Source organism: Corallococcus carmarthensis (genome assembly GCF_003611695.1).
In the GTDB taxonomy this organism is placed as follows: Bacteria; Myxococcota; Myxococcia; order Myxococcales; family Myxococcaceae; genus Corallococcus; species Corallococcus carmarthensis.
Genome location: NZ_RAWE01000254.1, coordinates 1 through 13,138, shown reverse-complemented (window position 1 = coordinate 13,138; position 13,138 = coordinate 1). Strand labels below are relative to the sequence as shown.

Annotated in this window: 11 protein-coding genes and 2 pseudogenes; 10 read left to right on the top strand and 3 right to left on the bottom strand. The window is 69.3% G+C overall.

Annotated features, from left to right (window positions below; all coding sequences use genetic code 11):
- From D7X32_RS38695 to D7X32_RS38650, 10 genes and pseudogenes are all read left to right on the top strand, one after another.
- Positions 1 to 427: hypothetical protein (locus D7X32_RS38695; protein WP_120607542.1), on the top strand; the 427-nt coding region annotated here is incomplete at its 5' end.
- The gene (epsD, locus tag D7X32_RS38690) at positions 424 to 1,461 is read left to right on the top strand and encodes an exopolysaccharide biosynthesis glycosyltransferase EpsD (protein WP_120607541.1); all 1,038 of its coding nucleotides are present in this window, start codon (positions 424 to 426) and stop codon (positions 1,459 to 1,461) included. The genes D7X32_RS38695 and epsD, both read left to right, overlap by 4 nt.
- A gap of 5 nt (positions 1,462 to 1,466) precedes the next feature.
- On the top strand, positions 1,467 to 2,003 hold the full coding sequence (epsC, locus tag D7X32_RS38685) for a serine O-acetyltransferase EpsC (RefSeq protein WP_171449740.1): 537 nt from the start codon (positions 1,467 to 1,469) through the stop codon (positions 2,001 to 2,003).
- A gap of 66 nt (positions 2,004 to 2,069) precedes the next feature.
- The gene (gene epsB / locus D7X32_RS38680; RefSeq protein WP_120607539.1) at positions 2,070 to 4,229 is read left to right on the top strand and encodes a GH44 family glycoside hydrolase EpsB; all 2,160 of its coding nucleotides are present in this window, start codon (positions 2,070 to 2,072) and stop codon (positions 4,227 to 4,229) included.
- A gap of 10 nt (positions 4,230 to 4,239) precedes the next feature.
- On the top strand, positions 4,240 to 5,034 hold the full coding sequence (gene epsA / locus D7X32_RS38675; protein ID WP_120607538.1) for an exopolysaccharide biosynthesis glycosyltransferase EpsA: 795 nt from the start codon (positions 4,240 to 4,242) through the stop codon (positions 5,032 to 5,034).
- Between the two features lie 87 nt (positions 5,035 to 5,121).
- Positions 5,122 to 6,465, top strand: a complete 1,344-nt coding sequence (locus D7X32_RS38670; RefSeq protein ID WP_120607537.1) for a restriction endonuclease fold toxin 5 domain-containing protein — start codon at positions 5,122 to 5,124, stop codon at positions 6,463 to 6,465.
- 14 nt (positions 6,466 to 6,479) lie between these two features.
- On the top strand, positions 6,480 to 7,193 hold the full coding sequence (locus tag D7X32_RS47775) for an immunity 52 family protein (protein WP_120607536.1): 714 nt from the start codon (positions 6,480 to 6,482) through the stop codon (positions 7,191 to 7,193).
- A gap of 394 nt (positions 7,194 to 7,587) precedes the next feature.
- Positions 7,588 to 10,437, top strand: coding sequence for an Ig-like domain-containing protein (locus tag D7X32_RS38660; protein ID WP_120607535.1), 2,850 nt, complete (start codon positions 7,588 to 7,590; stop codon positions 10,435 to 10,437).
- 304 nt (positions 10,438 to 10,741) lie between these two features.
- Positions 10,742 to 11,140: pseudogene (locus D7X32_RS47970) on the top strand (restriction endonuclease fold toxin 5 domain-containing protein); the annotation flags it as partial.
- A 21-nt stretch (positions 11,141 to 11,161) separates the two neighbouring features.
- Positions 11,162 to 11,884, top strand: coding sequence for an immunity 52 family protein (locus tag D7X32_RS38650; protein WP_120607534.1), 723 nt, complete (start codon positions 11,162 to 11,164; stop codon positions 11,882 to 11,884).
- An 8-nt stretch (positions 11,885 to 11,892) separates the two neighbouring features.
- Here the strand turns inward: D7X32_RS38650 and D7X32_RS38645 are convergent, their stop codons facing one another.
- The 3 genes and pseudogenes from D7X32_RS38645 to D7X32_RS38635 all read right to left on the bottom strand — a co-directional run.
- On the bottom strand, positions 11,893 to 12,375 hold the full coding sequence (locus D7X32_RS38645) for a cupin domain-containing protein (protein WP_120607533.1): 483 nt from the start codon (positions 12,373 to 12,375) through the stop codon (positions 11,893 to 11,895).
- A gap of 28 nt (positions 12,376 to 12,403) precedes the next feature.
- On the bottom strand, positions 12,404 to 12,784 hold the full coding sequence (locus D7X32_RS38640; protein ID WP_120607532.1) for a helix-turn-helix domain-containing protein: 381 nt from the start codon (positions 12,782 to 12,784) through the stop codon (positions 12,404 to 12,406).
- A 136-nt stretch (positions 12,785 to 12,920) separates the two neighbouring features.
- Positions 12,921 to 13,138 (bottom strand): annotated as a pseudogene (locus D7X32_RS38635) (hypothetical protein); the annotation flags it as partial.

Genomic DNA, 13,138 nt, shown 5'->3' with positions numbered 1-13,138 from the left:
GGACCGCCGCGCCTGGAACTACCTGGTCGTGGTCCCCGCCCATCCCGGCGCCCCCGCGCAAGACGCGGCCCAGGCGCTGATGGAGGCCGGCGCGCCCTACCCGGAACCACCCCTGCGCCTGGTGGACGCCACCGGCATCGAGCCCGCCGGCGCCCCGCGCATGGTCCTGGAGGTGCGCCGCCGCGTGGAGCAGGGCGAACGGGTCATCGTGGTCATCGACTCGCTCCTCACCCACCCGGCGAGCATCCCGCTGGCCGTGGCCGCGGACACCGCCCTGCTGGTCGTCACCCTGGGCGAGACGGACTTCGGCTCCGCGAAGAAGACCCTCGCGCTGGTGGGCGAGGACCGCTTCGCCGGCAGCGTCACCTTCCCGCGTCCGACGAAGAAGCAGAAGCGCGCCGACGCCGCCAAGAAGAAGAAGCCATGAGCCCTTCCGACTCCTCCGCTGTCCCGGCCCCCCGGCTCAGCGTCGTCATCGCCACGTACAACCGGCTGCCCCTCATCACCCGCCTGCTCCAGCAGCTGGCCGGCCAGACGCTGCCGCCCGAGGAGTTCGAGGTGGTGGTGGTGGACGACGGCTCCGCCTCCGACGTGAAGGGGCCGCTCCTGGCGCTGAAGCTGCCCTACACCCTGCGCGTGGAGGTGCAGCAGAACGCGGGCGCCGCCGCCGCGCGGCACCGGGGCGTGCTGGCCGCCCGGGGCGCCACGGTGCTCGTCACGGATGACGACATGCAGGTGGCCTCCGACTTCCTCGCGCGCCACCTGGCGCACCACCCGCAGGGCTCGCGCAACGTGGTGCTGGGCCGCATCCGGCCGGACCCCGAAATCGGGGAGATGCCCCTGTTCGAGCGCTGGTACGCGTACCTCAACAACCGCATGGCGGAGGAGCTGTCCGTCCCCGGCGCGAAGGCGCGCGGCAACCACCTGTACACGGGCAACGTGTCCTTCCCCCGCGCGGACTACGTGGGCGTGGGCGGCTTCGACAAGACGCTGGGCCAGTCCGAGGACGTGGAGCTGGGCGTGCGCCTGGAGAAGGCCGGCTGCGCGTTCCACTTCGCGCCGGACGCGTACGTGCTGCACGGCAGCGACCACGTCAGCTTCGAGAAGTGGATCCGCCGCGCCCACCGCTACGGCATGTTCGACACCCACGTCTCCGTGAAGCACCCGGACGTGAAGGGCGTGAACCCCTGGCGCCTCTTCTTCGAGACGAACCTGCTGTCGCGCCCGCTGCTCGCCTCCGCGGTGGTGGCGCCGGAAGCGTCGCGCAAGCTGACGGAAGCCGTGGTGAAGGCCTCCAGCGTCGCGGACAAGCTGGGCCTCACGGGCGCCGCGTTCGCGGGCACCTCCGTGGCGTACGGCATGGAGTACCTGCGCGGGGCCCGCACGGAGGCCGGCGGCTGGAGGGGCGTCGCCAAGGGCTTCGCGCGCTACCTGCAGGGCCGGGGAAATCCCCAAGGATGAAAACCATGTTCGGAGCCCTCATCTCGGACGCGTTGGAGATGGCCAAGGCAGCCACCGGTTCGTCGGACGCGAAGTCCATCGCCAAGGTGGTGCTGACCAGCGATTCGTACCGCATCACCGCGCTCAACCGCGCGCGGGAGGCGGCGCTGGCCTTCCACATCCCGCTGGTCAACCACGTGCTGCGCGTGGCCCAGACGGCGGTGATGGGCATCGAGATTGGCAAGGACGTCACGCTGGGCAGGGGCGTGTACTTCGTGCACAGCCTGGGCGTCGTCATCGGCGGGGACGCGCGCATTGGCGACCGCGTGCGCTTCTACGGCAACAACACCGTGGGCACCGCCAAGGACAACGGCTACCCCACCATCGAGGACGACGTCTGGATTGGCGCGGGCGCCCGCATCCTGGGGCCCGTGCGCATCGGAGCCCGGTCGCGGATTGGCGCGAATGCCGTGGTGCTCCAGGACGTGCCGCCGGACAGCGTCGCGGTGGGCATCCCCGCGCGCATCTTCCCGCGCAAGGACCAGGACGAGGTCCCGCTGTAACCGTCGCGCTGTGCATTGTTGATCCGCTGTGCCGGGTTCGTTCCGGGGGATGCGTTGAAGAAGGTCATGGCAGACAGGGCGAAGCACGCGCGGTGGAAGCGGACCGTCATCCTCACCTGCGCGGTGCTGGGCAGCGGCGCGGGCGTGGCGATGGCGCAGCAGCAGAGCGCCGCCGCGAAGGACACGGCAGCCCCCGCGAAGGACGCCGCGCAGCCCGCCAACACGGACGCCGTGGCCGTCTACGACGGGGGCCTCCAGGCCGGCTGGAAGGACATCGGCTGGGCGCCTCGCGAGCTGCCCAAGGGCGCGCCCGCGCGCCTGCGGATGGTCAACTACGGCGGGTGGATCCTCTACCGGCCCAAGCTCGCCGGCGCGTACGGCGCGCTGAGCTTCCGCTTCACCGCCCCGGAGTCCTACGGCGAGTTCCTGGACGTGCGCCTGGACGCACCCGGCGCCGCGACGTTCCCGCACGTGCGGATCAGCCCGGAGTTCATCGTCAAGCGGGACCGCGAGTGGGCGGAGGTCGTCGTGCCCATGGAGGTCCTCAACCCGCGCAGTGAGCCCTTCGACCGCCTGGTGATGCGCGCGTCGAAGGAGGTGGGCCGGGACTGGGTGCTCTTCGACAAGGTGGCCCTGGTGCCGCTGTCGCCGGACGTGGCCGCCGCCCGGGCCGCGGGCGGTGGGCGCATGGGCCGGGGCGACGGCCGCGAGTCGAAGATGCTCATCGACTGCTCCGCGCCGTCCAAGCCCATCAACCCGCTCATCTACGGCATCGCGCTGGACGGCAACAAGGAGACCTCGGACACGCACCAGTGGAAGCTGGGCGCCACCATCCGCCGCTGGGGCGGCAACCCCACGTCCCGCTACAACTGGAAGCTGGGGCGCGCGTGGAACACCGGCAACGACTGGTACTTCCGCAACGTGCAGCTGGGCTTCGGCGCGGATGACTTCCTGGAGTCCAACCGGAAGAACAACGTGCAGTCCGCGCTCACGCTGCCCCTGATTGGCTGGGTGGCCAAGGACACGTCGTCAGTCGGCTTCCCGGTGTCCTCGTTCGGCCCGCAGCAGGCCCAGGACGACACGGAGCCCGCGGGCGGCAACGGCGTGCGCCGCGACGGCACGCCCCTGGTTCCTGGCGCCGCCACGACGACGAGCGTGCAGGCCCCGCCGGAGTTCATCTCCGAGTGGGTGAAGTCGCTCAAGGCCGCGAAGCGCGGCGTGAACATGTACATCCTGGACAACGAGCCCGCCCTCTGGAGCTCCACGCACCGGGACGTGCACCCCGAACCGCTCACCTACGACGAGCTGCTCAAGCGCACCATCGACTACGGCACCGCCGTGCGGAAGGCGGATCCAGACGCGGTCATCGCCGGCCCCGCGGAGTGGGGCTGGACGAACTACTTCTGGTCCGCCGCGGACTTCGCCCCCGGCCGCCCGCCGTACACCGACCGCCGCGCGCACGGCGACGTGGCCCTGCTGCCCTGGTACCTGCGCGAGCTGCGCGATTACGAGAAGAAGACCGGCGTGCGCCTGCTGGACGTGGTGGACGTGCACTTCTACCCGCAGAGCAACGTGGGCCTGGGCCTGGAGGGCGCCACGGATCCGGACACCAACGCGCGGCGGATCCGCTCCACGCGCGCGCTGTGGGATCCGACGTACAAGGACGAGTCCTGGATCTCCGAGCCCATCCAGCTGATCCCCCGCGTGAAGCAGTGGATTTCGGAGAACTACCCCGGCCGGGGCATGTCCATTGGCGAGTACAACTTCGGCGCCATGAAGCACATGAGCGGGGGCCTGGCGCAGGCGGAGGCCCTGGGCCGCTTTGGCCAGCAGGGGCTCACGTCCGCGTTCTTCTGGCAGTACCCCGCGGAGAACAGCCCCACGTTCTGGGCGTTCCGCGCGTACCGCGACTTCGACGGGCGGGGCGGCCGCTTCCAGGACAACGGCCTGGCCACCACCGCGCCGGAGGGCACCAGCCTCTTCGCGTCCCGCGACGCGTCCGGCAAGAAGCTCACCGCCGTGCTGCTCAACTTCGACCCCGAGCAGCCCGCCCAGGCGCAGCTGGAGTTCAAGGGCTGCGGCTCGCTCAACACCGTGCGCGTCATGGGGTACTCGGGCGCGCCGGGCGGTTTCACCGAACAGGCCACCGGCAAGAAGGCCGAGCAGGCCCTTTCGCAGCGCCTTCCCCCCTATTCCATCACCGTGCTGGACCTCACGGTGAAGTGAAGACGACGCCTTGACCACCGCACACGCCCCCGCCTCCCCCCGCCCGCGCCTGAACATCGGCCAGCTCACCATCGACCAGCTCACGTTCCCGGAGGCCATCACGGCCATTGGCGAGCTGGTGGACGCGCACCAGGGCGGCTACGTCTTCACCGCCAACGTAGACCACGTCGTCCTGGCGGAGACGAACACGCGCTTCCGCGACGCGTACCAGAAGGCCACCATCTCCGTGGTCGACGGCATGCCCATCGTCTGGGCGTCGCGCATGCTGGACGTGCCCCTGCCGGAGCGCATCGCCGGCTCCGACCTCATCCTCCCGCTGGTGAAGCTGGGCGCCGAGCGCAAGTGGCGCATCTTCCTCTTGGGCGCGGGCCCCGGCGTCGCGGAGAAGGTGGGCAAGCAGTTCCAGGCGGAGTACCCCGGCATCGAGGTCGTGGGCTGGGATTCGCCCATGGTGAACCTGGACGCGGGCGACGCGCAGAACGACCCCATTGTCGCGCGCATCCGGGAGAAGGATCCGCACCTGCTCTTCGTCGCGCTGGGCAGCCCCAAGCAGGAGGTGTGGATTTCCCAGGTGGCCCAGAAGCTGGGGCCCACGGTGGCCATTGGCATTGGCGCCGGGTTCGACTTCATCGCGGGCACCGCCAAGCGAGCCCCGGAGTGGATCGCCAAGGCCGGCTTCGAGTGGCTCTACCGCCTCACCCACGAGCCCAAGCGCCTGTGGCGCCGGTACATCCTCAATGACTCGCAGTTCGGGGTGATTCTGCTGCGCGAGCTGTGGAAGCGCACGGGCGGGAAGCAGGACTAGCGGAGCTTTGATTGACGTTGTGCCCTTCGGGGCGGGAGGTCCGCGAGGGCCTTCCGCCCCATTGTCTTTCCGGGTGTCATTGGCCGCATGGATGCACACAGGGCCGGCGTGTGGATGTTGTTGGTCGTGCTGCTCACGGGCTGCGCCAGCGGGCCCACGGTGCGGCTGCGCACGGAGCAGGGGACTCGGACGTATGCGCCGGTGACGTGGGACCGGCGGGTGCCGGTCAGTGCTCGGGAGTTCGAGGAGGCGCTGGCGCGGCTGGTGCTGGAGGTGCCGCTGACGGTGCGCGCACCGAGGGTGGTGCGCGCGGTGGCGAAGAAGGGGGCGCAGCTGGACCTGGGGCTCGGGTTCATGCTGCGGGACGGGTACGGACGGTGGTGCCGCGCGCATGAGGCTCCGGGGGACTGTCTGTCGTTGCTGGAGGACGGCGCGGGCTTCGCTCAGATGGACCGGCTGACGCTCGCGGTGGGCATGTCTTTGGACCCCTTGCGCGCGAGTATTGGCGCGGCACTCCAGGACACGCTGAATCCGGAGTTCTTCGTATCCGTGGTGGCGGGGGCCATCACCTCGTGGGTGGTGCTGGCGGCGGCACCGGAGCCCCTGTTCACCAAGGGCGCGGCGGTGATTGCCGCCGTGTTCCTGGCGTACGTGGGCGTGCAGTCGTTCCTCACGGTGGTGAGGGCGTGCGGTGCGCTGAAGGCAGCGACGGACCGGGCGACGACGTTCCAGGAGTTGGAGGAGGCGGCGGACGTGTTCGCGCAAGCACTGGGGCCGGAGGTAGCACGCATCTTCGTGCTCGCGGTGACGGTGCTCGTGAGTCACGGCGTGACGGCGGGGTTGTCATCCGCGCTCGCGTGGATGCCGAGATTCCCGGACGCGGTGCGGCTGGGCACGACACAGGCGGGCTTCAACCCGGCACGCGTGCTGGACGTGAGCGCGGTGGCGGTGGTGGACGGCGTGGTGGAGGTGACGCTCGCGTCCACGGCGGTGGCCATGGCCACGGTGGGCCCTCCTCCTCCGAGCAGCAACACGGGAGGCCCGGGCAAGTGGGTGCAGGTGAATGAGAAGATGTCCGACCGTGCCCGCGACTATCAGGCCCAGGTAACCGGGGCTCCGAAGGGGTCCGCGTACCGTCTCAAACAGGGGGACGAGGAGGTCGACTTCGACGGCTATGACCTGGTGGAGGATCTGCTGCTGGAGGCCAAGGGCCCGGGGTATGCGAAGTTCATCCAGGACAACATGACGCTGAAGGAGTTCTACAAGGGCTTCGACAAGGTGCTTGCACAAGCGAGGCGGCAATTCAGGCTGGCACAGGGGAGGCGCATCCGCTGGATTGTGGCGGAGGAACGATTCGCCGGCTTCCTCCGGAAAGCCTTCAGTGAGCGCAGATATCCGATTGAAGTGGTGTCCATCTCCCCGAACCGATGAGGAATGCTTGAGCCATGCTTGAGACGCATTTCGCGGGTTGCTACTGGCTGGCCCGACCTGAGTCAGTGGAGGCCTGCGCCCGACGCCTGGAGTCCTTCCTGGGAATGATGGCTCCACTCGAGCCAACCTGGAACCGTTGGCATCAGTCCGCGGCAACTTTCGAAAAGGCACGCAAACGACAGGTCCAGCCGGACGCCGCGACGCTCTCGAAGCTCCTGGGTCAGAAAAGCAACCGGTTTGGCGATGACTCCAGTTTCTGGCTCTGGGCCGGGGAGTCGCCGGATGAAACCTCGGGGATCAATGGCAGCTGTGGCAGCGCCACGACACACGTGAGCTCCCTTTGCATCCTCCACTCGCTAGGCCAGAGCGAGGTCGCGAAGCGAGTCGTGACCGCGCCAGTCATGACCAGCGTGGTGCGTGCCATGGCGCTCGCATGGGAACCCGAGTTCGCCCTGGCTGCCTCCAACCAGCATCGGGAGCTCGTGGCGGTGCCCATGATCGAGAATTACATCGGCTGGGTCACCTACCTCGCCGACTTCCGCGGCCCCGTGCCCCCACTGCCCTCCCCCGTCCAGGTGGAGCACATCCCGGACCGGGGCACGCTCATCACCCTCACACAGGAGAAGTTCTCCGCCTCCACCCCCGCCCACGTCGCCCTCGCCGCCGACGTCCAGGCGCGCCTCCAGTCCGCGGGGCTGCTCACACCCCTGCGCCCCTGGGGCACCTGAGCCCGCGCCTCCAGCGCCGCCCGGGCTTCGCGCCCCCTTCGCGGCAACCCTGAGTTGATCGCGAATGACTCCCGGTTCGGGCTCGGCCTGCTGCGGGAGTTGTGGAAGCGCACGGGCGGTAAGCAGGGAGAGTGACTCCCGGCGGACTCGCGCGACTGGCCGTCTGTCCTTGAATCCTGGTTTTGACTGTCTTTGCGCCTCCCTGGACATTTACAGTCAAGCTTGAGTATTCTTGCCCCGCACGCCTTTCGCGGGGTGCTTCTTCCAGTCAGACGCGGGTTCCGCACGCCGGGGCGCTGAGGTCAGGCGCGGGTGGACGGGCCGGGGTGTGCGCTGGGGAGCCGGCTCCCCGCGTGCGGAGTGTGCCCACCCGTAGGCCCCTGGACGTTCCCTCATGTCATCAGCCGTATCCCGTTCGTCGCCCCGTTGGGCGGCGCGCCTCGTCGTGTTCGCGGCGTTGCTGCTGTCCGCCTTCAGCCTGCCGGCCGCCGCCGCCACCAACACGGAGGCCACGCAGAAGGCCATCCAGTTCCTGGCCTCGGACGTGGCCAACTGGACCACGTCGGAGAACTGCATCGCGTGCCACCGCCAGGGCGCGGCGGTGTTCGGCATGTCGAGCGCCAAGGCCAATGGCTACAACATGGCCCAGACGACGGCCAACGGGCGCACCCTCCAGCAGAACCTGGACGCCATCACCGCACGCATCAAGACGGACCAGCTTCCTTCCGGCCACTGGCTGTATCAGGGGTCCTCGTTCCCGAACTCGAAGACGGGCTGGGCGTCGTTCGGCCTGGCGGGCTTCGACCAGTACGTGTCCACGCAGTACAGCAGCGCGCTGGTGATGGCGGCCAACTGGGCGCTGGGCCTGCAACAGTCCAGCGGCCGGTGGAATGAGGACCACAACGGCACGCCGGTGAACCACGGCAACGTGCCCATCACCGCGCGCTACATCGTGGCGCTGGCGCAGGCGAAGCAGCGCGTGGACCCCGCGAAGGCGGCGCAGTACCAGACGGCCATCGACAAGGCGGCCGCGTACCTGCGGGCCAACATCAACACGGCCACCACGGGCGTCTTCGACGACGGCATGCCGTACACGTTCCAGAAGTCGTGGGCCATCGTGGGCCTGAAGGCCGCGGGGCCGGGCGCCAATGGGGTGAACACCACCACCATCCAGACGCTGGCGGACCAGCTCATCGCGATGCCCATGGTGAGCGGCAAGGGCTGGGGCCGCCTGCCGACCGGCGCGTCCGACGACTTCGCCACGGGCATCGCCGTGTACGCGCTGTGCCTGGCGGGCAAGGAGCCGGCGAGCAACGCGCGTCTGTTCAACGCGATTGAGTGGCTGAAGACGAAGCAGGCGGCGGACGGCGGCTGGGAGCCGGGCTCGGCGGCGCGGGACATCGCGACGACGTTCGCGTCGCTGGGCCTGGCGTGCTTCGGCGACTTCAGCGTGGAGGTGTCCGTGGTGGGCGAGGACACGAAGATGTTCCCCATCTACGACCCGGCCGCGCAGGAGACGACCTACACGTTCAAGGTGAAGAACCACGGCTACCAGGCGGACACGTACACGCTGAGCGCCGCGGGCGGCCTGCCGGGCTGGACCGCCACGCTGAGCCGCCCCACGGTGTTCCTGGCCTCCGGCGCGGAGTCCACGGTGACGCTCACGGTGCGCGCTCCGCCGCAGCTGCTGCCCTCGCTCTTGTCGGAGGTCACGGTGACGGCGGCCTCGGGTGGCGCGGCGGGTGTGTCCGCCTCGGCCCGCGCGCGGACGTACACGCCGCCGCCTCCTCCGGTGACGGGCGTGGCGACGACGACGGCCATCCTGACGCCCGCGGCGAACGCGAGTGTGACCATTGGCCAGGCGACGCTGCTGTCCGCGCGGGTGCGCAACGCGTCGACCAACGCCGTGGTGACGGGGCCGCTGAAGGGCGTGGTGACCTTCTTCGTGGCGGGCGTGGCGATTGGCGCGGATGACGACGCGGATGGCGACGGCGTGTTCTCCCTGCCGTGGAGCATCGCGACGGACACCTGGTCCGCCACGGGGGCGCAGGACTACCGCGCGGTGTATTCCGGTGTGACGCTCCAGCCGAACAACCCGAACCTGCTGGGCAGCACGGCGGCCCAGACGCTGGTCATCAATCCCTATCCGTACACGGCGCCGGAGGTCATCATGGGCAACCAGCCCGCGTTCCTCCGCGAGACGACGCTGAACGCGTGGGGCTTCGTGAAGCCGGCCACCAACGGCGCGGTCATCACCTACGCGGCGTTCATCGTGAACGGCGGCACGCCGGTGGTGGTGAACCCCGAGCTGAGCGGCGGTCTGGTCTACATGCCGGTGGAGCTGGTGGAAGGCCCGAACATCATCCAGCTCACCGGCCGCGACAACCTGGGCGGCATCACCACGAAGCAGATCAACCTGACGGTGGACCGCGTGCCGCCGGTCATCACCATCCAGTCGCCGGTGCAGGGCCAGGTGGTGGGCGGGCTGGTGGACGTCATCAGCCAGATCGACGAGCAGACGCCGACCCGCGTGGAGACGCAGTGGGTGAACACCACGCTGCTGGAGTTCGGCACCGGTTCGGTGACGCACCCGGTGAGCCTGCCGAACTTCGGTGAGCAGGGCATCCTGGTGCGCGCGACGGACTCCGCGGGCAACGTGACGGAGGCCGTGGTGCACGTGTTCGTGGATTCGGGCACGCCCACGGTGACGACGGACCCCGCGGACGGGGCCACGTTCGGGCCGCGCGCCAACCACTCGCTGCCGTATGTGATTCGCGTGTCGTCCGTGTCGGCGACGACGGTGAAGCTGGGCAGCCAGCAGTTCCAGCTGCCGCGCGGCGGCGGTGAAATCCAGACGTCGGTGACGCTGGCGTCGGGCGTGAACACGCTCACCATCGACGCGACGAACGAGGCGGGCCGCACGACGCGCGTGACGCGCACGGTGCGCTACGACACGCAGGCCCCCACGGCGACGCTGGTGACGCCAGCTCCGGGCAGCACGGTGGGTGGCGTGGTGACGCTGACGGCGCGGGTGACGGATGCGCTGAGCAGCATCAAGAACGTGGCGTTCACGCGGGACGGGTCGGGCATCCGCGCCGGCACGCTCCAGTCGAACGGCACGTGGACCGCGGAGCTGGACACCCGCGAGCTGCTGGATGGCACGCACACGGTGGATGTGTGGATGACGGACGCGGTGGACAACTTCGTCATCCAGAGCTTCAGCTTCACCGTGAAGAACAACTGACCGTCTGACATTGATGGTGATGCCCCAGCGGGGCGGAAGGTCCTCACGGGCCTTCCGCCCCGTTGTCTTTCCGGGTGTCATTGGCCGCATGGATGCACACAGGGCCGGCGTGTGGATGTTGTTGGTCGTGCTGCTCACGGGCTGCGCCAGCGGGCCCACGGTGCGGCTGCGCACGGAAAAGGGGGCACGGACGTATGCCCCGGCGACGTGGGACCGGCGGGTGCCGGTCAGCGCTTTGGAGTTCGAGGAGGCCTTGGCGCGACTGGTGTTGGAGGTGCCGCTGACGGTGCGGTCGCCGAAGGTCGTGCGCGCGGTGGCGGTGGTGGACGGCGTGGTGGAGGTGACGCTCGCGTCCACGGCGGTGACCATGGCCACGGTGGGCTCGCCTCCTCCGAGTAGCAACACGGGAGGTCCGGGCAAGTGGGTGCAGGTGAATGAGACGATGTCCGACCGTGCCCGCGACTATCAGGCCCAGGTAACGGGGGCTCCGAAGGGCTCCGCGTACCGGGTCAAACAGGGTGACGAAGAGGTCGACTTCGACGGCTATGACCTGGTGGAGGATTTGCTACTCGAAGCCAAGGGCCCGGGCTATGCGAAGTTCATCCAGGACAACATGACGCTGAAGGAGTTCTACAAGGGCTTTGACAAGGTGCTTGCCCAAGCCGAACGGCAATACTTGATGGCTCGTGGAATGCGCGTCCGCTGCGCTAAGGAGTCCTGACTCATGACGGAGACGTACTACTCAGGCTGCTATTGGCTGGCCCGGCCGGAACCCGTCGAGTCCTGCGCCCGCCGACTGGGTTCGTTCCTTCAACGACTGGGCCCCCTGGAGCCCTCCTGGAACCGCTGGCATCAAACGGCCGCGACATTCGAGAAGGCGCGACAGCGACAGGTGTCTCCAGACGAGGCCACCCTCTCCAAGCTGCTGGGGGGCAAGGCCAGTCGTTTCATGGACATGTCCCGCTTCTGGCTCTGGGCCGGCGAGAACGAAGAGGAGGCCTCGAAGGTCACCGGCCACTGTGGCAGCGCCGCGACACACATGTCTTCCGTCTGCTTGCTCGACGGTCACAGCATGGGCCAGGTCGCGGAGCGGGTGCTGACAGCCCATATCCTGACCGGAGTGATGCGTGCCATGGCGCTCGCGTGGGAGCCGGAGTTCGGCCTCTCCACATCGCATGAGCATCGGGAGCTCCTCATGGCTGGCAAGTTCCCCGAGCCCGGCACCTTCGTCGGCTGGGTCACCTACCTCGCCGGCTTCCGCGGCCCCGTGCCCCCGCTGCCCTCCCCCGTGCAGGTGGAGCACATCCCGGACCGGGGCACGCTCATCACCCTCACGCAGGAGAAGTTCTCCGTCTCCAACCCGGCCCACGTCGCGCTCGCCGCGGACGTCCAGGCGCGCCTCCAGGCCGCGGGGCTGCTCACGCCCCTGCGCCCCTGGGGCACTTGAGCCGCGCTTCAGCGCCCGGGCTTCGACAACCGCCGCAGCAACACCTCGTGCGCCGGGTGGCGGGCCACCAGCGACTCCGCGTCCGGCAGCTCGAAGTCCGCGAAGTCGAACCCCGGCGACACCGTGCAGCCCACCAGCGTGTACGCGCCCAGCGGCTCCGCCGCCTGAAGCACCCCCGCCGGCACCAGCACCTGCGGCTGATGGCCCTGCGTCACGTCCCGGCCCAGCACCGGGGACTCCTGCCGGCCGTCCTCGTGCACCAGGTGCAACGCCAGCGGCTCCCCGTCGTGGAACAGCCACAGCTCATCCGCGCCCACCACCCGGTGCCACGCGGAGAACTCGCCCTTCTGCAGCAGGTAGTAGATGGCCGTCCCCGCGGACCTCCGCCCCCGGAGCGTCTGCACCTGGAACGCCGCCCGGTACGTCTCCCGGTAGTAGCCGCCCTCCGGATGGGGCTTGAGGTCCAGCCTGCGCACCAGCTCTTCAACCATGGTGGGACCAGTCTAACGCCACGCCCCCTCAGGGCTTCTTCTTCTGCTGCTGCATCGCGGACGCCACCAGGTTCATCAGCTTCAGCTGCACCGGCGTCAGCCGCCGCAGGTTGCGCATCAGCCGCCGCATCTCCGGCACGTCCTCGTCACTGCGCGCCCGGGGCTTCTCCTTCGGCGGCGGCGCCGCGAACTCGTCCCCCAACCCCAGCAGGTTGTGCGGCGGGATGTTCAGGACGACGCACAGCCGGCGCAGGTTCTGGACGCTCGGCAGCATGTGGCCGCGCTCCAGCCGCCCGTACACCTCCGACGCCATGCCGATGCGGTCCGCCACGTCCGCTTGCGTCAGGCCCATCTTCACCCGCACCGTCCGCGCCGCCGCCCCGAGGATTCCCGCCAGTTCAGTGTCCATGCCCTTGCCAGTCCCCGGTGCGAAGCGCCTCCATGGCCTCGGGCGCAGGGCATAACCCTGAAGGTCGGGTCATGTCACCTTACCTCTGGCGTTTTTTCCGCCTCCCGCCAGGGCCCGGACAGCCCTCCCGCCCCTCTCAGGGCGTGGGCTCGGCCACGGGCGTGCGCCGCCGCTCGGCCGCCGTGAACAGCAGCGCCATGGGCAGCCCCAGGAACACCGCGTGCCACACAATCTGGAGGAACTGCGGAACGCTCAGGAGCCAGGGGAAGTAGCCGCGCGCCAAGAGCTGGAAGTCCACCAGCCACACGAAGATGCCGAAGAGCATCCCCACCGCCGCCTGGAACTCCCAGCGCC

What these genes read in the sequence shown, in the direction of transcription:
- epsD (WP_120607541.1), top strand. Translation starts at nt 424, where the DNA reads ATGAGCCCTTCCGACTCCTCCGCTGTCCCGGCCCCCCGGCTCAGCGTC.
- epsC (WP_171449740.1), top strand. Translation starts at nt 1,467, where the DNA reads ATGTTCGGAGCCCTCATCTCGGACGCGTTGGAGATGGCCAAGGCAGCC.
- epsB (WP_120607539.1), top strand. Translation starts at nt 2,070, where the DNA reads ATGGCAGACAGGGCGAAGCACGCGCGGTGGAAGCGGACCGTCATCCTC.
- D7X32_RS38670 (WP_120607537.1), top strand. Translation starts at nt 5,122, where the DNA reads ATGGATGCACACAGGGCCGGCGTGTGGATGTTGTTGGTCGTGCTGCTC.
- D7X32_RS47775 (WP_120607536.1), top strand. Translation starts at nt 6,480, where the DNA reads ATGCTTGAGACGCATTTCGCGGGTTGCTACTGGCTGGCCCGACCTGAG.
- D7X32_RS38660 (WP_120607535.1), top strand. Translation starts at nt 7,588, where the DNA reads ATGTCATCAGCCGTATCCCGTTCGTCGCCCCGTTGGGCGGCGCGCCTC.
- D7X32_RS38650 (WP_120607534.1), top strand. Translation starts at nt 11,162, where the DNA reads ATGACGGAGACGTACTACTCAGGCTGCTATTGGCTGGCCCGGCCGGAA.
- D7X32_RS38645 (WP_120607533.1), bottom strand. Translation starts at nt 12,375, where the DNA reads ATGGTTGAAGAGCTGGTGCGCAGGCTGGACCTCAAGCCCCATCCGGAG.
- D7X32_RS38640 (WP_120607532.1), bottom strand. Translation starts at nt 12,784, where the DNA reads ATGGACACTGAACTGGCGGGAATCCTCGGGGCGGCGGCGCGGACGGTG.